Genomic DNA, 26,781 nt, shown 5'->3' on the forward strand with positions numbered 1-26,781 from the left:
CTCTGTTGTTTAAATTAATTGCCACTACGGCGGAATATTCTTTAGATAAGAGTATTTGCCAAATAAGACAAGTGCAAGTCTCTGCATACTTTTCTTATCATAAAGAGAGATATCCTCTGTTTTTTCGGATGTTTTTTACACACAAAACTACTAGTCAGTGGAAAATCCTGCCTATATCATACCGTCTCAATCATCTGGGAGAGAATAAGAAAATATGACGAATTCGACAAAGTTGCGAAAACGTTTAGGTGGATTTCATTATATTACGCAAGGTTGGAAACTGATAACCCGTCCCGGCATTAAGAGATTTGTTTTATTGCCTTTGCTGGCCAATATCTTATTGCTGGGTGGTTCATTTTGGTGGCTATATCAGAAACTGGATGGCTGGATACAATGGACCCTCGATAAAATACCAAATTGGATGCAATGGTTAAACTATTTGATTTGGCCACTTGCGGTCATTTCCATCTTGCTGATTTTTACCTATTTCTTCAGCATACTGGCTAATTTTATCGCGTCACCATTCAATGGATTGCTGGCAGAAAAACTGGAAGCCGACCTGACAGGCATCCCAGCACCGGATACTGGTGTTATCGACTTACTCAAAGATACTCCCCGCATTCTGAAACGTGAAGTCGTGAAAATTCTTTACTACATTCCCCGTGCGCTTGCCCTATTGTTGCTTTACTTTATTCCGGGGATCGGCCAAACCGTCGCGCCCATCCTTTGGTTTCTTTTCAGTGCGTGGATGCTGGCAATCCAATATTGTGATTATCCGTTTGATAATCATAAAGTGAGTTTTTCCACTATGCGTAATACCCTGCGACAAGACAAAATTGACAACCTTCAATTTGGTGCAGCGGTGAGCATACTGACCATGATCCCTATCGTGAATCTGTTCATTATGCCAGTGGCAGTCTGCGGGGCTACCGCCATGTGGGTTGATCGCTACCGCCCCCAACACGCCCTCAATCACACGTCATAAAACTAAGCCAATCCTTCACTTACAGAACAAGCTCCTGATAAATTGTCGATATATCAGGAGCTTGAATTTAAACAGTGACACCAATCTTAAATAACCTAAGTAATATAAAATGACCCTCAAATATTCTTTTATATAATAAGAATAGACTGAAACCTTATTTCCATAAATAAGATGTTAGCGTATGGTTATTTAGTATTTAACGGTGTTTTAAGGGCAATCGAACAATGAGCAAAATTTATGAAGACAATTCGTTGACTATTGGTCACACTCCGCTAGTACGCCTAAAAAATTTCGCTAATGGCCGCATCTTGGCAAAGGTAGAATCCCGTAACCCCAGCTTCAGTGTAAAATGTCGCATTGGTGCCAATATGATTTGGGATGCTGAGAAACGCGGCATCTTGACCAAAGATAAAGAAATTATTGAACCGACCAGTGGTAATACTGGAATTGCACTTGCCTATGTTGCAGCAGCTCGTGGTTATAAGCTGACATTGACTATGCCAGAAACCATGAGCCTTGAGCGCCGTAAGCTACTGAAAGCATTAGGGGCTAATCTGGTGCTGACGGAAGGCGCAAAAGGCATGAAAGGTGCCATTGATAAAGCTAACGAAATCCATGACAGCGATCCTAACCGTTATGTACTCCTGCAACAATTCAGTAATCCAGCCAACCCAGAAATTCATGAAAAAACCACTGGACCTGAAATTTGGGAAGATACCGATGGTGATGTAGATGTTTTCGTTGCTGGTGTGGGGACTGGCGGCACCATCACCGGAGTTGCGCGTTACTTGAAAAATACTCGCGGCAAGCAAGTCACTATCGTTGCAGTAGAACCAGAAGATTCACCTGTTATCAGTCAAAAATTGGCAGGTGAAGAAATTAAACCAGGCCCACATAAGATTCAGGGAATTGGTGCTGGTTTCATTCCTGATAACTTAGATTTAACATTAGTTGACCGTGTATTTAAAATCAGCAATGAAGAAGCTATTCAAATAGCGCGTGAAGTTACTGAAAAAGAAGGCATTCTTTCAGGTATTTCTTCAGGTGCTGCTGTTGCGGCTGCGGTCAAATTATCACAAGAAGATGAATACAAAGACAAAAATATCGTGGTTATTTTGCCTTCTTCGGCTGAACGTTATCTCAGTACAGTGCTGTTTGCTGATTTAACCAATGATTAAAAATCACTCTGTGGCATTTTTCATTACATTGACAAAAAAGCACCTTAAGGGTGCTTTTTTGTGCATCAGATCAAAGTTTAAAGCTTTCCTAGATGATTTATTCAAGTAGCTTTAGTATTTAACCAGTAATTATTTTGATGCACGAAATTAATCACCAAACAGTCACCTGAAAGGTGGTTCAATTCGGCCATTACTTGATCGTGTGCATTAACACTAAGTCAACAATTGAATGCATCAAGTGTGTTAATTTTTTGATAATGATTAATATACAACACCCAATAGATTTCAGGTTGCAGTTAACAGCACAACAACTTGAAAGGTGAAGGGCATACACCCTCTTTCATTATCAATTTAACGGTTGTACAAGTCGAAGAAAATTCAACTCCACCAGCTTTGAAATTATCTTCGCTTATCAACAAATATTTAAGTTATTGAGGAAATACTATGTTCCAGCAAGAAGTTACTATTACTGCACCAAACGGCCTCCACACTCGTCCTGCTGCACAATTCGTCAAAGAAGCAAAAGGCTTTTCTTCTGACATTACCCTGTCTTCTGGAGGCAAGTCTGCCAGCGCAAAAAGCCTGTTTAAGCTGCAAACGCTGGGATTGACTCAAGGTACAGTCGTAACGATTGCTGCTGAAGGCGAAGATGAGCAAAAAGCTGTTGAACATTTAGTTAAGCTGATGGGTGAATTGGAATAATCATCCGCTTAACCAAACCAATCTATTTCATTCAGTTCATCCCCAGGACGATAAAATCTGGGGATATTTAGCGCCTCCCCCCTGAAGGCGTAATGAAAGGCAATCACCCGCAGTAAGGTCATATAGTATGATTTCAGGCATCTTAGTATCACCAGGCATTGCTTTCGGTAAGGCACTATTACTGAAAGAAGACCCCATTATTATTAACCAGAAAAACATTGCTCCTGAACAAATCGAACAAGAAATTTCCCGCTTTAAGCAAGGCCGCGATAAATCCTCTGCACAGTTAGAAATAATTAGAAAAACAGCCGAAAAAAATCTGGGCGCAGAAAAGGCCGAAATCTTCGAAGGCCACATCATGTTGCTGGAAGATGAAGAGCTAGAGCAGGAAATTTTTACCCTAATCAAGAAAAATCTGGCCACAGCAGACGCCGCCGTCTATTCCGTCATTGAAGATCAGGCCAAGGCTCTGGAAGAACTGGATGATGAATATTTGAAAGAACGTGCCGCTGATGTTCGCGATATCGGTAAGCGCCTACTGAGAAATATTCTGGGTATGCCAACTATCGATTTAGGTTCGATTGAAGAAGAAGTCATCTTAGTTGCCAATGATCTAACTCCATCGGAAACCGCGCAACTCAATCTGGATAAAGTACTGGGCTTCATTACTGATTTGGGCGGCCGGACTTCCCACACGTCCATCATGGCCCGCTCTTTAGAGTTACCGGCAATTGTTGGTACGAGCAACGCAACCACGCAAATCAAAAACGGCAGTTACCTGATTCTGGATGCAGTCAATAACCGCATTTACGTGAACCCATCTGATGCCGAAATCGAGCAATTGAAGGTAACGAAAAGCGAGTACCTGACAGAAAAAGTTGCGCTGGCGAAACTGAAAGATTTACCCGCTATTACGCTGGACGGTCATCAAGTTGAAGTTTGTGCCAATATCGGTACGGTTCGTGATGTCATGGGCGCTGAACGCAATGGTGCGGAAGGTGTCGGTTTATACCGTACCGAATTCCTGTTTATGGATCGCGATGCCCTGCCAACAGAAGACGAGCAATTTGAAGCCTACAAAGCGGTCGCGGAAGCGGTTGGCAATCAGGCCATCATTATTCGTACGATGGACATCGGCGGTGATAAAGACCTGCCTTACATGAATCTGCCAAAAGAAGAAAATCCATTCCTTGGCTGGCGTGCGATTCGCATTTGCCTTGATCGCAAAGAGATCTTACATTCTCAATTGCGTGCTATCCTGAGAGCGTCTGTCTTTGGTAAACTTCGCATTATGTTCCCAATGATCATTTCAGTTGAAGAAATACGGGAACTAAAATCCGAACTAGCATTACTCAAAGAACAGTTACGCAATGAAAACAAGGCATTTGATGAATCGATTGAAGTAGGCATCATGGTGGAAACGCCTGCTGCTGCAACCATTGCTCATCATCTTGCTAAAGAAGTTGATTTTTTTAGTATTGGGACAAACGATCTAACTCAGTATACTCTTGCGGTAGACCGTGGTAATGAGCTGATTTCTCATCTTTACAACCCAATGTCACCAGCAGTGTTGAGCTTAATCAAGCAGGTTATTGATGCTTCACACGCAGAAGGTAAATGGACTGGCATGTGTGGAGAACTTGCCGGTGATGAACGCGCCACACTGTTACTCTTGGGCATGGGATTAGATGAGTTCAGCATGAGTGCGATATCAATTCCACGCATTAAGAAAATCATCCGTAATACCAATTACGATGATGCGAAAGCACTGGCAGAGCAAGCCTTAATTCAGCCAACAGCACAGGAATTGATGGATTTGGTTGACACCTTTACCAGAGAAAAAACACTCTGCTAAACCTATTAGCCAGAACACGGTCCCATTAAAACAATTAGGAGAAGATTCATGGGTCTGCTTGATAAATTAAAATCTCTGGTTTCAGACGATAAAAAAAACAGCGGCAGTATTGAAATTATCGCCCCATTATCAGGTGAGATAGTCAATATCGAAGATGTTCCGGATGTTGTTTTTGCCGAAAAAATCGTGGGTGATGGCATCGCCATTAAACCGACCGGCAACAAAATTGTCGCTCCTGTTGATGGTACCATTGGTAAAATCTTCGAAACTAACCATGCTTTTTCTATCGAATCCGATAGTGGCGTTGAACTCTTCGTCCATTTTGGTATTGATACCGTTGAACTGAAAGGTGAAGGCTTTAAGCGCATTGCCGAAGAAGGTCAACGGGTACAGAAAGGCGACTTGGTTTTAGAGTTTGATTTGGCATTTCTGGAAGAAAGAGCTAAATCAACCTTAACGCCTGTTGTTATTTCCAACATGGATGAAATCAAAGAGTTATCTAAAGTAAATGGATCAGTAGTCGTGGGTGAGTCTGTCATCATGCGCATCAAAAAGTAACAGAGGGATCATTGAGGGAAATGCCCCTCCTTTTTCTGCTAGTTGATTCCCCCTGGCTTATGGATGGTTCATGAATCGCCACTGTTTTATCAGGCATTTTTATTAATTCAGCCTGATAATACAGAGGCGATTTTTTATTGGCATACCCAATAGATTTCAAGTTGCAGCGCAGCCAACAAGGCAGCAACTCGAACGATGATGGATATAGGTGAAATGAGTTATTGGCTGGCAGAGAACTTAATAAGTGTAAAATCCCTTACCAGATTTGCGTCCTAAATGGCCCGCATCGACCATGGTTCGCATCAACGGGCAAACCCGATACTTTGAATCCTGAAACATCTGGTAAAGCACATCAAGAGAATTAACGACCGTATCGATGCCAATCAAATCTGCCGTTTCCAGTGGCCCCATTTTATGACCGAAACATCCTTTAAATATCGCGTCCACGTCCGCCGGTTGAGCTACGCCGTCCTGCACGGTGAAAGCGGCCTCATTCATAAATAAATGGGAAATCCGGTTAGAAACAAAACCGGGGCCATCTTTCACCACGACGGCATTTTTACCCAGTATTGCCAGAATCTCCAAACACCGTTCTTGAGTTTGTTCGGAAGTATTAAGCCCGATAATCACCTCAACAGTCGGTTTCAAATAAACCGGATTCATAAAATGCACACCAATAACCTGAGACGGTGTGTTATGGAACGAGCCCAGTTTAGTGATGGGGATGCAGGAGGTATTCGCCGCCAGTACGGCATGGGGAGCAATAAACTCCGACATGCGCGCATATAACGCTTGTTTGAGCGCAATGTTTTCGGTGATATTTTCTACCACAAACTCACAATCGGATACAGCCTGTAAATCCTGTGACCAAACGATGTTATGCAGGATTACTTCAGGATTTTTTCCCTTGGCGAGCGGGCTGAACAACGGGGCATAGCCAGCGGTTTCCATGATACGCTCCCTGCTCTGTTCACCAGAAAGCGCATCTTTTTCGATAACAACCACATCATGCCCCCGCAGAGCGCAGTCAAAGGCAAGGCTGGAGCCAATATTGCCACCGCCAACCACAGCTATTTTAAGTTTTGACATAGTGACTATTCTTATTGAATTTTAAAAGGTGTTTACACCCAATGGATTTCAAGTTGCAGCTTGATTGGCTGCAATTTGAAAGATGAAGGAAATATTTCAGGTTAACTTATTCGAGTTAACTCATTGAATGGCAAGCATTGCTCAGTTATTCGAATCAGGAGAAACCAGTTCCCACTTGCCAAACAGCGTCAAACCCGCCGCTTTTGCCAACGCCGAAGACGCGAGGTTATCGAGCTGGCATCGGTATTGAGGCTCATATCCCTGCCCATAAGCGTACTTACTGATCGTGCGTACCACTTTTCTGGCATGACCCTTGCTTCTAAAAGACACTAACGTCAATACACCGAGATCCGCAATTTGCGCATTATCCCAAGGATACATGCTGGCGGCGCTGACCAGGCTATCCTGATCAAAAGAGCCGAATACGGCCCAGTGATCCAGTTCCACATAAGCGTCATCCAAATCTTGTTCCGAAACGGAAGATTGGAACTCAGAGAAAATCGCCTCATCATCTTCCTCTGTCAACTGGCGCAGAACACCGTCCAGATTTTCTTTCAGCAATACATCCTGTTCGGCTTCTGAGAAGTAAAAAATATAATCTGCGCCATGCAGAGTAATATCCGCCTCATTCAATTTCTGGCGAAAGATCGGCTCAGACATATGTTCTTGATGATAAAGGCCCGCTTTTTCGGCCAGCTCAGGCGTCAGAACTGCCATGACCCGACCATCAGTAGTTTCCAGCACCATAAGCCGGCTATCTTCTTCCAGATTAGCGTTGGTGGCGACAGTAAAAACATCATCACTATAGAGGACATCCCCATTCAACAATGGAGCTTGCCAAAAGTCAGTTATCGTTTTTGAAAATAAAGACATACTTCTTACTCGCTTTGGTTGGGATCAGCAAGCGCACGCTGGCGCTCAATCAAATAACAGTCAGTTAAATAACTCTTATGCCATTACCCGTCAATACTTCGTTTTGCTCATGACCAAAATATCAAACTCCGGTACGGCAGCAATCGGAGCGTCGGCTATCCAGCCGTGACCACGTTGGCTTTTGAAATTAAAATAGTCCCGATATTCCGAATTGGTGAGAAAATTATAAGTCAAAGAAATACTGGGTGATAACGTGTGTACCTCATGGGACAACCCTTTAGGTATCAACATAATCTCACCCGGCAGCAAATCGAACTGCCATATACGATCTTCATTGTGATGCTGGCTTTTCTGATTTTCACCGCCGTTGGCCTGATGCGTAGATTGATTCGTATATCGTGATAAATCAGCACGCCCTTCTGCGGCATTTCTGACCACATCTTCCAGTGAAGCGGAAAAAATCCAGCCTGCTTTTCTGCCTTCCACTTGACACAACACCGCATTGGTTCGCATCCCGTCAACATGTAAACGGGTGCATGCTCCCGGAGCCGAGAAATACAGCCCCCAATCCTGACACATTCGCTTATTGGGATGGAGAGATCCTACCTGAACCCAGGGGATCTTATAGCCGCTTTCAGGCAGGAAATAAGGTCTGCGCCAATGATCCTGAATACGTTGAAACGCCAGAAAACTAAACGAATGGGTTTTTACCCGATGACCCAATCCCCATGTGAACAGCAGATGTTTAAAAAACGAATCGTAGGTGTATCGCAGATAATCGAGATCAGCGCCCATCTCACCCAGTTCAACGGCAGGCAACGAAGCAATTTCCTGTAAATAAGCGCGTAGCTCAACAACCTTGTTCGGCTGGAATCCGGCATCCTGCAATTGCACGGACATATCACCGAATTCTTGAGCAAAGTAATCGAAACTCCAAATTTGCTTCCCTCGCCAATCCCTCAAGCCATCGGTCACAATAACGGGTTCTTTTTTCATCAAATAACGTTTGCTAAACTCAGCAATCGAAATATCAGACACTTTCTCCACATGACGGTATTCCGCCGATTCGAGGCGTGCCAACGCATCACTGCTTTCCGTTTCCCTCTGTGTCCCCTTGCCGCGCCGATAAATGCTCACCTCTTCATGTGCCCACATCGCAATATCACCGAGTGCATTCCAAGTATTACCGAAAAAACTCATTTTCCACTCCCTAAAAATTGAATTCTGAATCCACATCCCGAACGTCCGCCTGAGCAGACGATGCCGGCGTGTATCCATAATTGAGACCATTGAGCAACCCTTGTATCTCCTCGTCAGGATTGGCGAGCACTTCATCTATCAAAATGAAAAAGTAGTCAAACATCGCCATGACAGTGGCTTCACTGAACATTCGTTGGCGAAACTGTATCGTGCAATCAAAAGATTCTCTGGTTTCGGACACATCCATCGCCAAATCGAACTTGACTGCCTCTAACGTCAGTTCAAGCCGGGAAAACTTGCCTTCTCCCTCAACCTCATCAGCCCCATTCAGACTCAAGGGCAGATAGCCGAAAACCACATCGAACAACGGGTGCTTACCTTGACGGTTTTGGACATCACGTTCAGCGCTGAGATCTTCCAGCAACGCACTCATCGGATAGGTTTGATAAGGCACACTTTCAGCCCACTGAGCATTAAGCTCCAGCAGATAATCCGCCATAGGCACCTCTGTCTCTGGCTCAATTTTCAGGGCCAGCATGTTGACGAGATAACCGACCAACGCCAGTTCTTCCGACTGCATACGCCCTGTGACCGGAACACCGAGCAAAAAGGACTCAGCACGGGCAATTTTCGCGATCAACACTCCAAACACCCCAAGGAAAAAGGTGAACGCTGACAGACCAAGCTCATCACACAGCCGCCTGATTTCCGCACTGGTTTGCGGAGAAAGGCTTTTATCCAGCGTGATCCCCCGATGACTTTCGACATCGGTACGCCAGTCGTAATCCTCCACCACCGGCAACGACAACGGTGCTGGCAAAGGCAACAAATTGGCGAGCCAATAGGATTTATCTTTCCGTACCTTATCCTCACTTTCGGACTCCAGCCTGTAGCGCCGATAGGCGGCGAAGCTATACTCCGGCTCAGGCAGCGTCTGCCCTTGCAGCAAGCATTGAAAATCATCAGCAAGGATGCCCAAAGAAACGGCGTCACATACGATGTGATGAACAACGATCAGCACTTGGTGGTATGGAACAGCACCTGAACCTGTGATTATCATGGCGCGAATGGGCAGCTCGGTATGCAGATCGAAAGGCATATTGGCGAACTGTTCAAGACGGGCAAAATTCTCTTCCTGCGTTTCCCCCGCCTCGGACACCAACAATCTCGCTTTAGCCTCAAGCTGAGGCAACATCATCAAATCAGCGCCCTGTCTTTTAAACAGGCACTTCAGCACCGGATGTCTGTCCGCCACTTGCTCTATCGCCTCAGCGATGGAAATCGCGCTGATCGAACTCAGGCATTGAAAAGCCATCGGCATGTTATAGCTGCCGTTGGCAAACGTGGTCTGATGTATGTACAGTAAATCCTGATCTGCACTGGCGACAATCGGCTCGGACAAGTCAATGGACGGCAAAGCCAGCGGGGAAACGTTCTGATCGTTGAGAAACTGCCGTTCAATCTCACGGATGGTCGGTTGTGCGAAAAAGTCCTGAATGGAAACCCGCTGACCCATTTTTTTATACACCTTTTCCGCCATCACGATGGTCTTCAGACTGTCGCCACCCAGCTCCATGAATTTGTCATCAATACCGATGCTGCCAACACCGAGAATGCTGCTCCATATCGCGGCAATTTCCTTCTGCATCTCATTAGCGGGCGGCTGATAAACAGAATGCAGCGTTTCAGGTCTGGGCTTCAATTTGATGCTACTGGCAGTTTGTGGCTTGCGATTACCCTTGGCGACGCGCCTTCCTCCCCAGGCATACAACCTGTCCATAAATTGACCCGCAGAGAAGATTTTCTGATTTTCACGGTCGTATTCACGCAAGCTGCTTTCGAACAGCGCAGGAAATTCAGAGCCGGAGAACGCAACTTCATTGGCTCCCCAAATCAGTGCATCAGCTTGATGTTCCTCATCCAAATGACGCGCCCCATCGAAATGAATCGTTTCCCAGTTCACCACAATCCAACGGGGGTTTCGTGACCGTCGGTTTTGTCTCTGCCCCCAACCGTCCAGAAACAGGTTAGCCGTAGCGTATGGTGCATGGGCAATCCCGCCCAAAAAGGCCGACATGGAAGAGGTCATAAAACAATATTCGACCGGAACGCTTTCGAATACCTTGGCAAGCACTTCTGCCACCTGAGCTTTCGGCTTGAGTTGTGCGCGGTAATGATCGGCATTGAGCTGATCCAACGGAGAAAAAGAGTCACCATCCGTCACACCTGCAGCATGAATCACTGCATGGATATTCCCCAAACGCTGACGGATAGATTCAAACAATGCCAACGCATCCGTTTCAGTTTCCAGCGTGTACGGGAAAATCTCCACTGCGCCAGCCCCCGCTTCCTTCAATTCCGTCTGTAAACGTTGCATGGCCGGTGCGTCTGCTGACTGACGACTGATGAGTGCCAACCGTCCCTGAAAACGCTGTGCGATTACATTTGCCATCGCCTTAGCCATTCTGCCGCCGGCACCAGTAATAACATAGGTTTTCCCCATGAAGTGAGACGCATCCACCACCTCATTTTCTTCTGCATCCGGGCAACGAAAATCCTCAACAAACAGCCCTTCATCGTTCAGTTTCAGAGGGCCATGCAATGGCGTTTGCAATAATTCGGTCAGTGCGGCAGATACCCAATCCGCTTTTTGGGTCTGTAAAAATAGAAACGCACAATCGATACCGGGGATCTCTTGTGGCATCACTAAAGCCAATGCCTTAAGCGCTGATTCTGTTAAAACTGATTCGGCCAAATGTTCGCTATCGGCGGCCATAGCAGGCACGATCAAGTAAATATGCACGGAAGTAAACGCGGAGAAATCAGTCTCCGTGAGCGTTTTGCCCAGTTCAGATAAAATTTGCAGTGAATCTGGCGCAAACGAAAATCCATCCGACGGAAACGCCAGTGATAACACCAGAGAGTGAGTCTTTTGCGAATCACTAGACAGCCCCGCAAGCGCATTTCGGACTTGCACCGGACAAAGCATATTCAGGCTCACCACCTCAATCTGATTTTTGTCTACCCAATCAGTTGACTGCGATGCCAAAGATTGATCAAGCAGCAATACAGCGTGAGGCTTATTTTCCCCCACTGGCGCTTTCGGTAAGCGGACTGGCTTCCAAAATGGCAGCAACAGACCTGAAGCATTTTTAGATAAGTTTTTACCCTCAGGCGCAGCGATCACACTGGCAATTTGCGTCCAGGTTTTGTCCGTAATATGTCCTGCTCCATGTTCCTCACGCATGAAAGCATATCCGGGTACATCCATCAGCGGTTGCCCGTGGAAGGAAGTAAAAAGAAACTGCGCGGGTTCTTTCGTCTGACCTGATATCCAATGGGTGATAGCCGCAAGCGTTTCTGAGCGATTATCTGGCGGCACCGTATTCTTATCCAAGTTTTCCATAAACTGAGGAATCAGCGCCAATACATCCCCCTCTTCCTCAAGCTCCAGATAGACTTTAATTTGCTGCATCAGAGCAAACTTTGAATCTGCCGTGAACATTGCCCGACACGGAAAACTCCGCCGTTTGCCCAGGGTATGGGATAACGCGCATAAATCCAGATGAGTTTGCAGCACCAGCCATTGAGAAACCGACTCCAATTGCAGTGCCAAAGAGGCCTTATTTTTAGCCGAGAATGGGAAAAAACAGACTTCGGATGCCATCTCACCACTTGCCGAATCTACGGTCTCGGAAGAAGAGCGATAAGAAGGCACATATTGTTGCAGCACCATATGCGCATTGGTTCCGCCGATGCCAAAACTACTCACGCCACCGGTTCTCAATTTGCCTGCTTTTGATGACCACAGTTCTGCGCGAGTGTTGATATAAAATGGAGATTGCTCAAGTTCCAACTGTGGATTAGGGCGCTGGAAATGCAGCGCAGGCGGGATCACCCCGTGTCTGAGCGCCAGCACCATCTTGATGAAGCCAGCAATACCGGCAGCCGAATCCAAATGCCCGATATTGGTTTTCACCGATCCCAATGCACATTGGTTTATCGCCTCAGCGATGTCGGCGGAAGATCTCTTTTCATTGAATACCTCACACAACGCCATAAACTCAATGCTGTCCCCCAACGAGGTCGCTGTTCCATGACACTCAATAAAATCCAAATCCGCTGCGTCAATCTCAGCCATCTGCAAAGCGGAACGAATCACGTCCGCCTGTCCCTTGACGCTGGGCGCCGTGTAGCCTACCTTGCGGGCGCCATCATTGTTGATGGCGGAGCCTTTGAGGATCGCCCAGATAGGATCGTTATCCGCAATGGCATCCCCCGCCCGCCGCAATACCACAGCCCCCAAGCCACTACCGAATACGCTGCCAGTCGCTTCCGCATCAAATGCTCTGGTTTTGCCATCTTTTGAGAACAGCATCCCGTCCTGATAGGTATGCCCATTTTGTTGCGGCAGCAACAGGCTGACGCCCCCCGCAACCGCAAAATCACATTCACCGCTCAACAAACTCTGCACAGCCTGATGCACACTCACCAGACTGGTTGAACAAGCCGTCTGGAGGGTAAAGCTGGGGCCTTCCAACCCCAGCTTCCAAGAAATCAGCGTACTCATGGCATCTTTATTGGCTAATTGAGAAGCGAGAAAACCCCCAACATTCTCAACCTGTTCAGACAACATCGCCTGCATCGTCCACTGTACCGTGCTGCGGGCGCCCAAAAACAACCCGATATTGCGCCCTCGTTTATCAGGATCAATACCGGCATTCTCCAACGCATGCCAGACACACTGCATCATCAAACGGATTTGCGGATCTAACAGTGCCGCCTCTGCCTGACTGTAACCAAAGAACTCCGCATCAAAATAATTCGCTCCCGCCAGCACACCGTTGACTGGCACAAAGTCTTTATTACGTATCTTACTGATATCATGCCCTGCCTGAAGCAATTCCTCCTCCGTAAAGCAGGAGATCCCATCCACCCCCATTAGCAGATTTCGCCAAAACTCACTGCTGTTTTCTGCCCCCGGAAACCGACCTGATAAACCAACAACAGCGATATCCAAATCTTCTCTTATTTCTGCGCTCATGATCCCTTCCCTTACCTTGTTCTCAATCTATAAAATCATCAGGGGATAACTGTTTAATGAACTCAAAGTGATTGCCGCTTCGACGATGGATAGAGCAACGACAATCGATAGCACAATGCCCTTGCAGTTGTTGCATAAGCCCCTCAATTCCTTCGGCATCTGCATCGTCAGAAAAGAACACCTCGACGGGGATAGACGTTAACGACAGAGCCAGAATCCGCTCATGGAATGTCCTGTTTTCAAGGATCTGATGCTGTAACCGATAATGGCACCACTCTTGATGAAGCGCAGGGAATGCCTGCCGTAACGTCTCGACATCAATATCAGCATCAATTTCGGCGCTTACTCCGGCCTGATGGTTAACATCACGAAAGAACGCAACAAAACCCGCATACAACACATCACCGCTAAATACGTCGGTTTTCAAATTCGGATCAAAAAACACCAGTTTGTCTATATCTTGTAATAACTGGTTTTCGGATAAATGGTTTTCGGGTGAATGGTTTTGCGCCAGAGATTCATGTTGCAACAATGCAGCCAATATCTCAGCACCAAGGGAATAACCTCCCAACCACAGTGGCCGTGATTGATGGCTCGCCTGCGCTTCAATGTGTGACATCAGCGCGTTGAGCAACACTTCTTTAAATGCTGTCACCGACAAGTTTTCAACCGCCCTGGGTTCTGTCGTCAAAACAGAGACAGTCACCCGCCCCGCCAGATTGTCCGCCAGTACCTGTAATTCCACCAATCCCCCTAACGCTGGTGGCAACAACATCAGTTTGGGAAGGCTCAGATCATCGGTATTAAGAAACCGTTCCCTTAGCACGGCGTCATGGTTTTCATCAGGATTTTGTCGTGATTTAATCAACGCCCACTGTTCACCCATTGTGGCATTGCGGAACACATCAACGGGGCTGAACATAACGCCAAACAGGGTTTCCAACTGGCTGGCCAAACGCACGGCACTCAGGGATGAACCGGATACCAAGAAGAAATCAGAACTCAGTGTCAGTACGCCTTTGTACTCCAGACATTTTCTCCAGCAACTGATCAGCTTTTGCAGTTCCTCGTCCGTCTTCACCCCTTGTTCCTCCTGCATTTGCTGCTCGCATTCCAGCCACTCCTTAAACAGTGCCACAATCCGCTGTCTGTCCATCTTGCCTATTTCAGTACGGGGCAGGCGCTCGACAGGAAATATTGCCGACGGCAGGTGGGAACGGGGATAATGCCGTGCCAAATACTGTTGCAGGCCAGACTGAATATTCTCCTCTCCTTCAATCGCCAGCACCAAACAAGCATCAGGTGTTCCGGCAAACGCCACCGCAGCGCCCGCGTTAATGACTCGCGGGTACTGTCTGGCTCTGTTCTCCAGTTCGCCCAGACCAATAAAATTGCCGCGCACTTTGCAGCTATCGTCCATGCGTCCTTTGAGGTAAAACAGGCCGTCTTTGTCCGCCATCGCCAAATCACCAGAGCGGAAGAAAGTTCCCTGCTCGTCCCGACCAAATTTGCTGGCAGTCAGCACCGGATCATTCAAATAACCGTGATGCTCAAAATCCCCATAGATCACCAACTCACCCCACTGACCAGCCCGGAGTCGGGCGCCATTGTGATCAACCACGGCAAAAGCAACATGATCAAAGGGTTCACCGATGGAAAGTGCCACACCTGACGCTAACCGTGCGCAATTCACCATTGAAACGGCAATGCAGGTTTCTGTCGGGCCATAGCTGTTCCAAATCTGCGTCCGTTCGAGCAATTGATTGATATCTCCCACAGCAAGGAAATCCCCGCCGCTGATACAAATCTTGGGCAAAGGAGCCAAATCAGGCATACGGTTCCAAGCGGAGAAAAGCGCCGGAGCAGCAGAAATAATGTCAGGACGGTAGCGGGTTAAAAACGCCTTCGCTTTGCGCTCATCTAATAAACTGTAGCGATCGGCCACAACACTTGCCCCTTGCAACGCCCAAGACAACAAAATTTCTTCAATATAACCGTCAAAACTAGGTGAAAACTGCTGGACGATACGCAATCCTTGCTGTTCTGTAAGCGGTGCTGGCTCCAATCCCAGTTTATTGACGAGCGAATCCACATACTGAGCCGCCGTGTTCGCAGTGACGCAAATGCCTTTCGGCCGGCCGGTCGTGCCAGAGCTATACAGAATCCATGCAATGGGGTTGTCATCGCGGGATTTCACGCTGCGAAAACCGTGCCAATCCACCGCCCCCAATTCCGCACCCATCCCCATATTCACCACCAGATCCGGCTCGGCATGGCGGATAACTTCATTAATATGCTCTTCCGGCGTCCCCGTCTCCAATGCCAGATAAGTTGTGCGCGTCAGAAAACAAGCGGCCAGAAACGCCTGCATCTGGCTTCCCGCCTGTCCCAGAATGAGCGCTCGCCGGATCGTGCCTTTGTTCAACTCCTGCACATAGGCAGCCGTTAATGCAGCAAACTCTTGCCAAGTCACGATGCTTTCATCTTCAATAACAGCAGGACGATCACCTAATGTCTGAAATGTCGTCAGCAGCATGGCATCAATTGGGGTATACGATGCACACCGTTGTACCGGCCGAAACGCTTTCTGCGTCGCTTCATCGGACACGAACACATTAACCTGCAAGCCGGCAGGCGGGTGATGCAGGATCTGCTGCAAAATCGCCTGATAACTGTTTGTAATGGCGGCTATCTGTGAATCAGTGAAGACATCACACTGAGACTCCAGAACCAACCGACAACTTTGCGCAGTATGAATGACAGAAAAGTCGAGCGGCCCGTGCGTTTCCTGCGATAAATCTTCCGCGCCCGGCGTTTCACCTATTCCGTTCCCAACGTCATCCTCTATATCCAGGTAGACATAGGTGACATTCAGCAATGGATTGCTGCCAAACATTCTCGGATCACGACTGAGCAACGCAAAAGCTTCTTCAACAGGGAAAAAAAGATGATCGGCCACCTGCCACTGTTCATCCGCCAATGTCTTGATAAATTGGTCAAAGGTGCGCTTAGACTGGTCAAAACGAAATACACAAGGAGACAATGAGACGAACATGCCCACTGTATCCAGCGCCTGTTTCGGACGCAACGCATTAGCAACGGAGATGGAAAACAGATTGCTGTGTCCCTCACGTGCCACGGTCATCCCCCATACCGCCAGAAAGAACATGGCGGGCGTCACGTTTAATGACTGGCACAACCGTTTCACTCCTCTCTCATTCTCAGCCGATAAGCACCAAGACGTGTGCCTCACCTTGCCATCCATCTCTACGGCACCATGCCCGAATGGATCAAACTCCACTCCCTCCATATAATTTTTCCAGAATGTCTCGGCCTGATCCCAAATAGGACGTTGACGGGCATCCATGAGTGCCACGGCATAGTGTCTGTAACTCAGCGCAACCGGAGCCAGCGGGGCATGAGCCAATAACTGCTCAAATTCACTCTGGAGAATTTCCAGCGAAGGTTTGTCCGTTAAGATATGGTGAATTTGCAGTAGCAAGCAGGCCTGCTCCGTGCTGACATCCTGCAAATAACCTCTCAGTAAAGGGCCTTCTTCCAAATCCAAAGCCCGCATCCGCACTTGTCGCCATTGGTTCTGGTCATCGGACAATACCCGGTCAACTGGCAGAGACGGTAATGTCTCCGCATAGGGTATGCCTTCGTTATTGATCCGGTATCGGGTACGCAAAATATCGTAGCGATCTAGCAAAGTCTGCAATGCGTGTTTCGCTGAATCAGCGGAAATTTCGTGTGATAGTGGGATTTCCAGCGACAAAACACAGACCAGTGATTCAGGATCCAGACGATATTGTGCATAGAGCCGAACTTCTTGCGCCGATAGCGGCCCACGTCCATCAGCCGAAAACGGGAGTGGTGTTTCCAACAAACTTGAGAAATCGTCTATAGGTCTTTTCTCATCATTGATGCTCTGCGAATCAATCATTTTTGCCAGCATTTCAATCGTGTCGTTTTGGAAAAACGCCTGCAAAGACACCACCTGCCCAAACTTTTGCTGAATCTCTGCCAGCACTCTCACCGCGCGCAGCGAATGCCCACCCAGCGCAAAGAAACTTTTATCCACCGACAACGCATCAGTTTCCAGCTCCAAATACCGCCCCCAACAGGCCGCCAGCCATTCTTGAGTCACGCCACTGGGTCGAACGGTATCATTGGGTGCCGTCTTGCCAAGCGTCTGTTTCAACGCTTGCCGATCCAATTTGCCCGTGCCCGTCAGCGGCAACTCCGGCACTAAAATAATCTGGCTGGGCACCATATAAGCCGGAATCCGGCTTAAGAGTGCCTCTCTGACATTCTGCTCTGTGACCCGGCTGTTCATCACCGTATCATCAGTCACAACGACAAAGGCGCCCAAGCGGGCATGTCCCCGCTTGTCTTCTATGCCAATTACCGCTGCCTCGGACACCATCGGCAGATCCAGCACGTTCTTCTCAACGGCATCCAGTTCAATGCGGAATCCATTCACTTTTAGCTGGCGATCGCGTCTTCCCAGAATGTCAATCTCTCCCTGAGCATCCCAACAGCCGAGATCTCCACTGCGATAATATTTTCCTTTCAGCCATTCCGTATCCAGATGAATAAACACCTGCTCGGTGAGATCGGGGCGATTAAGGTAACCACCTCCTACGCCAACACCACCTATCAATAATTCCCCCGGTACACCAATGGGACAAGGTTCCAAGGTATCGGGAAACACCACGACACACTGGCAACCACCGAGCGGTTTACCGATGGTAATTTTTTGGTCATTGCGCTCGATAGACAAATAGGTGGCGGCAACGCCAGTTTCACTCGGGCCATAGATGTTAAATAACTGGTAGTTATTCTTTTGAAACGTTCTCAGACTTTCGCCACCAAAATAGAGTTGCCGCAACGTGGGAATGTCACCTTGCTCCATGATGTCTTCGGCAAATACCGTTGTAGCGAACAACAGGGCAATCTGATGTTCCCGCAGGAATTCGACGCATTTTTTCGCATCAATGCGCGCCTCTTCCGGTACCATCACCAGCACAATTTCCTGCGTCAGAATCTGCACGCACTCCAGTACGAAATAATCAAACGTGTGGTTGGACACAGAGGCGAACCGAGAACCCGCCGAACGATTCAAACTGTGTGTTTCAGTACTGAGGTTGAGCAATGCCCTGTGAGTATTGATGCTGCCTTTCGGTTTGCCCTCACTGCCGGAAGTCATCACGACGAATAAGGTGTCATCGGGGCTGACTGCCTCGCCTTTGTGCAACCATTCTGCCAATAATGCCGCATCTGACTTATCCAAACAGGGCGCCAGAGAAGCCGGATGATAATCAGGCAACATAACCACCTGACAGCCCTGACGACGGAAGAGCTCCTCCATCCGGCCGGAACTTTCCTGCGGCGTTTCCTGTACCATGTCCTGCGCCATATCCTGCAACAACACCGTCTTGGTGTGATACAACTCGATAACATCCAATAATTGTCTTTCTGGCGCGCTATTTGATTGCAGGAAAAACGGTTTACCGATACGGATACACGCCATTACAGCGAGTGTGGTTTCTATTCCCTTAGCACCGACAATCAGCACACAATCACCCAATGATGCCCACTGTGGCCATTGCGGATCGGTCAACAACATCTCCGTATACTGCGCCAACTGCGTAAAGTTAACCGTCTGCCCCCCAACTTCCAGAAAGGGCATTTCTGCTCTGTCGCGAATAGAGGCCGTTATAGCCTGGGCTACATTTTGATATTGCAGTGGTTGTGCAGTCACTGGCGTGGACAAGGTGAGCATTCTCTCCCGCTCTTGCTGCGGTATCCAACGCATCGACGCAAGCGATGCTATCGGCTCAAACACCATACTGCCCAACAGCAGAGTCAAGCGTTCTATCAACAGCGTGATCAGTTCCGGCTCCACCTTTTTCGGGTCAAAACGTATATGCAAAGAGGTTTTTTCAGGGCGGGCTTCAAACCAGATACTCAATGCATAATGCGTTGTATCCATTTCCCCCGCGCGGGTGTCTGCAAAATCCTTCCCGGCAAGGCCTAAACTCACAAAAGGAGGCAGTGTTTCTGAATAGCCCACCAAAACTTGTGGCAATTCCGGCATGGCAGCCGACACCGTTTGTGGCGACAAACCAGACGTCAATGCAGCAACCTGCTTCCATTGGATAAGTTCCTCACCAAACAGACATTTTACCGGTTGTTCCAACACCTTTTCTGCCAGATTCCATTTGGCGGGAACGAGATACCACTCTTTAGCTGAAATTCCGTCACCCAAAATTCCGTCAACCAATGGGACATTGCCTGCCAAATCTGTCCCCCCAAGCGCCCATGTCAGGCTGCCCTCTGGCTCGTGGCAATGCAGAAATGCGAGATATTTGATACAGGCAGAAAACAGCGACAAACGGTGCAACGGAGAAGCGGCCGCCATGGTGAAAATTCTGTCGTTCAGTTTTTCTGGCAGAACGCATGACGTCGTGACAAGCTCCTCGTCCGCCTCCGACGCTGATTGCGTCGTCACAAAAAAGGGACATCCCTGATATTCTGCATCCAATTGTTGGCAGGCATACTCTTTTAACGCCTGTTTTCTTGCATACATCGCAATGGGGTCATTAGTGAACATTTCGCAACTTCCTACTTTTTAAAATTTCATCCGACATGATTTTTCATCTCAACCAGCATTCAACGCGTTTTGCAAAATCGAGTTAAACAACCCTTCCCAGTTTTCCACACCACTTGTCGCCCTGAATGAGAGCGCTTCAAGGTGTACATCAAAACCCGCAGTGTGCTCGGCAATCTCGCATGTCAGATTCCAGTGCGATTGGCCACCTGAAACGTTGGGCGTCTCCAACTGCCGACAAGGTATGCCGGAGAGACAACCGTCAAACCCCTCTTTTTGGAAGTAACCAAAAAAGACGCTGGGTAATAACGCTTGCTTGGAAAGCGCCGGATACCGCACCGACAGCTCTTCGGCATCAAACAGGTAATGTCGGCAGGCTTCACGCACCACCGTGCTCACGATTTCAAAGCGAGCCATATCTCCCTGTTCCATCGCTTCGTGCTGCATTTTCACCCGCACGGGAAGCACCGTCATCAGGGGAGCAATAACCGTCTGCTGCTCCAATCTGTCACGGCCATGAAATATCATTGAGATGAGTTGATCTGAGTGGTTTAGGGAATTGAAGGGACATTCCAGACGGGCTTTAAACCGCAAAAATACCGTCATGAAGAATTCGGGCGCACTGATCTTCAAGCGTGAAGTGAGCGCTTCAATCTGCACTTTATGTTCAGCATTTAGCGTTATCAGCCAAGAGCCGGTAACGGGTTGAGCATCCTCAACCTGAGCGGGAGGCTGCCAATCCTGTAACTTCGCTTGCCAAAAGTCCGTATGCTGTTGTCTCAGGGCCACAAACTCGCTGCTGTAGAACAGCTCAGAATAAGTAGCCAAACTGATATCCGAATAAATCCCGTCGCCTTCAGCGGCCAATTCACTGAGTATTTGCACCAGACCTGAACCATCGATGCAGGCATGGGAAAAGTCCAGCAACAACACGGGATGCGGTTCAGCGACCAGCCACCGACTGCGGACATTCATGCCATCCTCCAACGAAAACGGACGGATAAAATCACGCAAATCCTCTTCCAGCGAACCGAGACTTTGACGTTTCTCCAATCGGAACACAAAACGCGTGGCAGGCTGCAAATAGAGTTCGCCATCAACCAGAATAAACCGCGCACTAAGGCTGGCATGACGGGAAAGCACCGACTGTAACAGGCTGCGCAGTTGCTTGAGATCAGGTTCAGTGTCAAACGATAAGGCAATAAAACTATTGTTGCTCAAATCTTGGGGGTTGAGTTTTAACGCTTTGTAGATGGCCTTTTGCGTCGGCAATGCCCGAATCAAGCCCATAGCAGCGGATTCGGCTGGCTCCATTGCTTGTGCATATGAATGTGAATGTGAATGTAGCAACTCAGCGTCAATAAGCGCAGCCTGCGATGCCAGATCCAGATGGCTGACTATCGAACTCAGCAGCAATGACACCCCGAATTCCTGCTGTATCCGCATCATGAGCGTGACCGCCAACAATGAATGCCCACCGGCTTCGAAAAAGTGGGATTGACGCCCAAGTGAACGGACGTTCAATAATGCCGACCACAATTGAGCCAATCTCGCTTCCGTTCCCGCACGGGGAGGCTCGGCGGCTTCTGTCTGCACCATTGGCGCATCAGTGGGAGACGGCAAGGCTTTGCGATCCAGCTTGCCGTTTGCCGTCAGCGGAAACGCATCTAACCAAAGAATATGGGACGGGATCATAAACGCAGGCAAACATGTCTGTAGATGCGCCTTCACTACCTGATTCAGTGTTTCTGGATGGCTGTCCGTTGAAAATGAAGTTAAACCTGAGGTTGAGGCAAATGTCACATATGCGACCAGACGGGCATCGCCTGGAATATCCTCCCGTACCAGCACAACAGACTCTTTCACACTGCCGTGTGATAGCAATGCCGCTTCCACGTCACCCAACTCAATACGGAAACCACGCAATTTGACCTGAAAGTCATTACGTCCCAGATATTCAATATCACCACAGGGCAAATACCGAGCCAAATCGCCAGTGCGGTACATCACGCGGCCTGATACCGAACTAAAGGGATCTTTAATGAACTTTTCCGCAGTCAGTTCGGGTTGATTCAGATATCCGCGCGCCACCCCCACGCCAGCAATATGCAGTTCACCCACGACACCAACTGGCGGCGGCTGACCATAAGCGTCAAGAATATAGAGCTGGATATTGTCAATCGGCTTACCTATCGGAATAACACTCTGCCCGGTTAAATCGCCCGCTTTCCCCAAACTGCAATTCCATGCGCTGACGTCAATCGCTGCTTCGGTCGGCCCATACAGGTTATGTAACTCAACATTGGCAAACCGTTCATGAAACCGCTGTACGCTACGAGCTGGCAACGCTTCACCACTGCAAAATACTTGCCTCATGCAAGTCCCCACTGCGGATGAAGCATGATCCAAAAAGACCGACAACATTGACGGTACAAAATGCAGGATCGTTATTTGCTGCTCCCGAATCAGGGAACTTAAATAGACGGGGTCTTTATGACCTTCGGGCTTCGCCACAACCAAACAAGCGCCGTACATCAGCGGCCAGAAAAATTCCCAAACGGAGACATCAAAACTGAAAGGTGTTTTTTGCAGAACCGCATCATCTGCACTCAACTGATAGGCTTTTTGCATCCACACTAAACGATTGACGACACCACGGTGCTCATTCATTACGCCTTTCGGCCGTCCGGTTGACCCAGAGGTATAGATCACATACGCCAGATGAGACGAATTCAGCCCAATATCTTCGGTGGACAAATCATGGCTGTTTTGAGCAGACCACTTCGGTACATCTTCATTCAGGTCGATCACACTGGCGCCTGTGTTTATGGCATAGTCAGCCAGCAGTGCCCGCACGGTATCTGACACCTCACCCTGTGACAACAATGCGCGGGGAGCGGCATCATGCAGCATGTAATCGAGTCTTTCTGTGGGATAGCCAGGATCGAGTGGCACGTAAGCGCCCCCCGCTTTCAACACCGCCAGCAATGCCACCACCATTTCGATGCTGCGCTCCACGCAAACACCGACCAGCATATCCGGGCCAACCTTAAGCTCGGTTCGAAGATAGCGAGCCAGTTGGTTGGCTTGTTGGTTCAATTGCGCATAACTCAGCGCATCATTTTCAAACACGACAGCAATGGTGTCCGGTGTCCGCTGCACCTGTGCTTCAATCAAGGTATGCAGACAAACCTGTTGCGGAAAATCAGATTCAGTCTGGTTCCATTGGCGTACCAACTTGTCTTTTTCCTGCGCGGGCAGTGTATTGATGCGACCGATCCTTCGCTCTGGTGTCGTTGCCAGCGTAGTGACGATTTCCAGCAATGCCGTCTGCAAATAATCACAGATAAGTTCAGGATCAAGCCCCTGTTCAACCTGCGCATTGATTACAAAGTCTTTGGCAAAGTCATCAATATTGACGGAAATGGGGTAATTCGTCCGTTCCATAATGCCGGAATAACGAATGCCCTCTACGGCGGATGGATTAGTTGCCTGAAAGGGATCTGCTGAAGGCACGTTGCGCACTTCGCTGTGGCGATAGTTCAGCAATGAGGTGAACAGAGGCGTCGCTCCCGCTGTTTGTACGGATTTTTGCGCCAATGCCAACGAGGCCTGTTCATGTTTGACCAACTGCATCAAGGTATCTTGCGTCCCCCAAAGACACTCAAGAACAGGCAAGTTATCCAAACGCATGCGGATCGGCAGCGTGTTGATGAACTGTCCCATGGCGTTGACAGAAGTCTCACCCGCAAGCCATTGTCCCTCAATCCATTGTCCCGAAAACAATTGTCCCGAAAACAATTGCCCCGAAAACAACCGTCCCAGTAAAACTGTGCCGAAAACAACGTCATCCTGTCCGGTCAAACAAGCAATCACTTTCGCCCAGGCCAGATGAAAAACCGCAGCAACGCTGACACCATGCGTTTTGGCCTGTTGACGGATTTGATCGCCCAATTGCTCCGGTAGCGGTCGCCACGCTTCTACAACCACCGCATCGCCGCCGACATATTTATCAGCACCAAAAGGGGCCGGAGCCGGTTCATAATCCCGCAATAGATCGTCGAAGAAGGCTTTTTGCCCTTCCGAACGAGTTGCGTTGAAAAGATCCATCATCGTCCGCCTGAACGATAACGGAGAAACCTCGGCCAGCGGTTGTGAAAGCAGTTGCGCTTCTATCTCCTGCTGCATCTTTTCGATTGTCACGTGATCCACCGTCATATGGTGAAGTAAGTGCAACAAGACCCATTCATCCTGTTTGGCGTCATAACAATAAAGACAACGCTGCAAGGGTGCTTTCGTCATATCAAAACCCTGCGTCACAGGGTCACAATACTGTTTCAATGCAGTCTGTAGATCTTCACAACCCGCTGCCAGTTTCACCTCTTTCACCATCAGGTCGGCTTCCCGCCACACCACCTGCACAGGCTGGGAAAGACCTTCATAATGGATGCTGACGCGAAACGCATCATGTCGGGCGATAGTACGGCGCAAAGCATCAAGGTAGGCATGCAGTAAGTCCGCGTTGCGGAAACGGGTAACTTGCCAAAGTACGTAGGGATCACCCGACACATTGGTAAGAGAGTGATAAACCATGCCCTGCTGCAACGGCCCCAGAGGATAAATATCTTGGATATTGGCAACGCCACCGGGAATAACGGCAGATAACGCGTCGATTTCTGTTTGGTTCAACGGCGTCCACGGAAAGGTATTCTCTGTCATGGCTGCTGCCATTTCAGGGGCGTTCTCCTGTCGGGAACAGCGCTGCAATTGCACCGCCAATTCGGACAATACCGGATACGGATACAACATATGCGCATCCACCATAAATCCACGGCGACGCAACGCCAGCATCATTTTCACGGTAAGCAGCGAGTGACCGCCCAAATTCAAGAAATGCGAATTTCGGCCGACCTTTTTCACACCAAGCAACTCACTCCACACCTCAACCAACGTTTGTTCTAACGCATTTTGCGGCGGTTCCACCTCCTGTTGCGTCAATTCATCAGCAGTGATAAGTGGAAATGCTTTGCGGTCAATTTTACCGCTGGCGGATAACGGAAACCGGCTGACGATAACGATGGCAGCGGGACACATATAATCCGGCACTGCATCTTGGATAAAACGCTGAATATTTTCTTTCACACCATCCTGCGACTGACGCTGTAAAGCCCGTTCCGAGGCAATGACAAAACCGATCAAACGTTTTTCTTCTGGGCTTTCCCCCTGCTCTACGACAACCGCATCCCGCACAGCAGAATACGTCATCAACAGCGCTTCAATTTCACCCAGTTCTACCCGATGACCCCGTATTTTGACTTGAAAATCGAGCCGCCCAAGCACTTCCAGCAGACCGTCCGGTCTCCATTGAGCCAGATCGCCTGTTCGGTACACGCGTTTGGGTGCTTCTCTGCCCACGACGATATCGACAAATTTGGCAGCGGTTTCCTCTGGTCGTTTGTGATAGCCATCTGCCAATTGGATACCCGCAACACACAGTTCTCCCGGCGTACCATCAACAACAATGCGGTGCTCATCATCCAGCAAATAGATTTCAACATTGTCGATTGGCTCCCCAACGGCAGGCAATACCGTCCAGTTATCCGCACTGCCCGCCAAGGAATAGGCCGTCACGACATGGGTTTCCGACGGGCCATAATGGTTGTGCAGGCGACAATCGGACAGGGTTTTGAAAAACTGTCTGATGGCAGAGGTGATGATCAGCTGTTCACCTGCCGTGATGACATCCATAAGACTTTCTGGATAGCGATCTTCTGCCACCGCCGCCGATGCCAGACTGTTTAACGCCACATAGGGCAGAAATATCCGTTCAATTCGTTGGTCAGACAGAAACGACAATAACGCGAGCGGATCTAGTCGCAGCGGGTTGGAGATCAGCACCAATTCCCCCCCGCCGGATAAAGTAGAAAATATTTCCTGAAATGAGACATCGAAACTTAGCGGAGAAAACTGCAATGTTTTTCTACGAGCATAATCGCTACAAACCGCATTGCGGCCAGTACCATCGTGACCAGTACCATTATGACTAGTATCGCCGTCACCAGAAACACCGCCTTGATTGTTGATCTGCCAAATCAACAGATTCACCAACGCCTTATGCGACATGCAGACACCTTTGGGTTTTCCTGTTGAACCAGAGGTGTAGATAAGGTAAGCGAGGTTTTCAGGCGCACACGTTGCCGTTAGATTTCCCTCTGCATGATTTTCTGCGGCATGATTTTCTGCGGAAAAATCGTGCTGATCCAAATCGATAGATTCGATCGCGCTGGGAAGTGAACGGATATTATCGCCACGGGTAATGACCACCGACACATTGGAGTCATGCAAAATATAAGACTGGCGTTCAACGGGATAATTGAGATCAACCGGTACATAGGCAGCCCCTGCTTTTAAGACGCCAAGGACAGCGACAATCGTCTCAATGCCCCGATCCAAACAAATACCCACCGCAGAAACCTCATCGCCAGCAATACGCCCAAGGTGATGGCGACGGAGATAGCGCGCTAACCTGTTCGCCCTGCGATTTAATTCGTCATAAGATAGCGACTGCTCTCCAAACCGAACAGCGATGGCATCCGGCGTCTTCGTTACTTGCTGCTCAAACAGTTCATGCACACAATATTTATGACACTCTGTTAACAACGACTTATTACGCATAACTCG

The 26,781-nt window shown here is 48.5% G+C and carries 11 protein-coding genes; 5 read left to right on the forward strand and 6 right to left on the reverse strand.

Annotated elements, in window-relative coordinates; all coding sequences use genetic code 11:
* Positions 1–214 precede the first annotated feature (214 nt).
* From cysZ to crr, 5 genes are all read left to right on the forward strand, one after another.
* Entirely contained in the window at positions 215–985 is a 771-nt protein-coding gene (gene cysZ, locus H8A87_RS01495; RefSeq protein ID WP_198688250.1) for a sulfate transporter CysZ, read from the forward strand.
* A gap of 224 nt (positions 986–1,209) precedes the next feature.
* The gene (cysK, locus tag H8A87_RS01500) at positions 1,210–2,163 is read left to right on the forward strand and encodes a cysteine synthase A (protein ID WP_198688251.1); all 954 of its coding nucleotides are present in this window, start codon (positions 1,210–1,212) and stop codon (positions 2,161–2,163) included.
* A 444-nt stretch (positions 2,164–2,607) separates the two neighbouring features.
* On the forward strand, positions 2,608–2,865 hold the full coding sequence (ptsH, locus tag H8A87_RS01505) for a phosphocarrier protein Hpr (RefSeq protein WP_198688252.1): 258 nt from the start codon (positions 2,608–2,610) through the stop codon (positions 2,863–2,865).
* Positions 2,866–2,992: 127 nt separating this feature from the next.
* Positions 2,993–4,720, forward strand: a complete 1,728-nt coding sequence (gene ptsI, locus H8A87_RS01510) for a phosphoenolpyruvate-protein phosphotransferase PtsI (protein ID WP_198688253.1) — start codon at positions 2,993–2,995, stop codon at positions 4,718–4,720.
* 48 nt (positions 4,721–4,768) lie between these two features.
* Entirely contained in the window at positions 4,769–5,278 is a 510-nt protein-coding gene (gene crr / locus H8A87_RS01515) for a PTS glucose transporter subunit IIA (protein WP_198688254.1), read from the forward strand.
* A gap of 237 nt (positions 5,279–5,515) precedes the next feature.
* Here crr and H8A87_RS01520 read toward each other — a convergent pair whose 3' ends face one another.
* The 6 genes from H8A87_RS01520 to H8A87_RS01545 all read right to left on the reverse strand — a co-directional run bounded on the left by H8A87_RS01520 (position 5,516) and on the right by H8A87_RS01545 (position 26,775).
* Entirely contained in the window at positions 5,516–6,367 is an 852-nt protein-coding gene (locus H8A87_RS01520; RefSeq protein WP_198688255.1) for a 3-hydroxyacyl-CoA dehydrogenase family protein, read from the reverse strand.
* A 141-nt stretch (positions 6,368–6,508) separates the two neighbouring features.
* Positions 6,509–7,240: a GNAT family N-acetyltransferase gene (locus tag H8A87_RS01525; RefSeq protein ID WP_198688256.1), complete on the reverse strand. Its 732-nt coding sequence runs from the start codon at positions 7,238–7,240 to the stop codon at positions 6,509–6,511.
* 90 nt (positions 7,241–7,330) lie between these two features.
* Positions 7,331–8,440, reverse strand: coding sequence for a cupin-like domain-containing protein (locus H8A87_RS01530; RefSeq protein WP_198688257.1), 1,110 nt, complete (start codon positions 8,438–8,440; stop codon positions 7,331–7,333).
* Positions 8,441–8,450: 10 nt separating this feature from the next.
* On the reverse strand, positions 8,451–13,484 hold the full coding sequence (locus H8A87_RS01535; protein WP_198688258.1) for an SDR family NAD(P)-dependent oxidoreductase: 5,034 nt from the start codon (positions 13,482–13,484) through the stop codon (positions 8,451–8,453).
* A 22-nt stretch (positions 13,485–13,506) separates the two neighbouring features.
* Positions 13,507–20,103, reverse strand: coding sequence for an AMP-binding protein (locus H8A87_RS01540; protein ID WP_198688259.1), 6,597 nt, complete (start codon positions 20,101–20,103; stop codon positions 13,507–13,509).
* 48 nt (positions 20,104–20,151) lie between these two features.
* Complete coding sequence (locus tag H8A87_RS01545) at positions 20,152–26,775, reverse strand: non-ribosomal peptide synthetase (RefSeq protein ID WP_198688260.1); 6,624 nt, start codon at positions 26,773–26,775, stop codon at positions 20,152–20,154.
* Positions 26,776–26,781 lie beyond the last annotated feature (6 nt).

This window comes from Xenorhabdus lircayensis, from assembly GCF_016306625.1.
Taxonomy (GTDB): Bacteria; Pseudomonadota; Gammaproteobacteria; order Enterobacterales; family Enterobacteriaceae; genus Xenorhabdus; species Xenorhabdus lircayensis.

Excerpts from the sequence above, each read along its gene's own strand:
- cysZ (WP_198688250.1), top strand. The coding sequence starts at position 215 with ATGACGAATTCGACAAAGTTGCGAAAACGTTTAGGTGGATTTCATTAT.
- cysK (WP_198688251.1), top strand. The coding sequence starts at position 1,210 with ATGAGCAAAATTTATGAAGACAATTCGTTGACTATTGGTCACACTCCG.
- ptsH (WP_198688252.1), top strand. The coding sequence starts at position 2,608 with ATGTTCCAGCAAGAAGTTACTATTACTGCACCAAACGGCCTCCACACT.
- ptsI (WP_198688253.1), top strand. The coding sequence starts at position 2,993 with ATGATTTCAGGCATCTTAGTATCACCAGGCATTGCTTTCGGTAAGGCA.
- crr (WP_198688254.1), top strand. The coding sequence starts at position 4,769 with ATGGGTCTGCTTGATAAATTAAAATCTCTGGTTTCAGACGATAAAAAA.
- H8A87_RS01520 (WP_198688255.1), bottom strand. The coding sequence starts at position 6,367 with ATGTCAAAACTTAAAATAGCTGTGGTTGGCGGTGGCAATATTGGCTCC.
- H8A87_RS01525 (WP_198688256.1), bottom strand. The coding sequence starts at position 7,240 with ATGTCTTTATTTTCAAAAACGATAACTGACTTTTGGCAAGCTCCATTG.
- H8A87_RS01530 (WP_198688257.1), bottom strand. The coding sequence starts at position 8,440 with ATGAGTTTTTTCGGTAATACTTGGAATGCACTCGGTGATATTGCGATG.
- H8A87_RS01535 (WP_198688258.1), bottom strand. The coding sequence starts at position 13,484 with ATGAGCGCAGAAATAAGAGAAGATTTGGATATCGCTGTTGTTGGTTTA.
- H8A87_RS01540 (WP_198688259.1), bottom strand. The coding sequence starts at position 20,103 with ATGTTCACTAATGACCCCATTGCGATGTATGCAAGAAAACAGGCGTTA.
- H8A87_RS01545 (WP_198688260.1), bottom strand. The coding sequence starts at position 26,775 with ATGCGTAATAAGTCGTTGTTAACAGAGTGTCATAAATATTGTGTGCAT.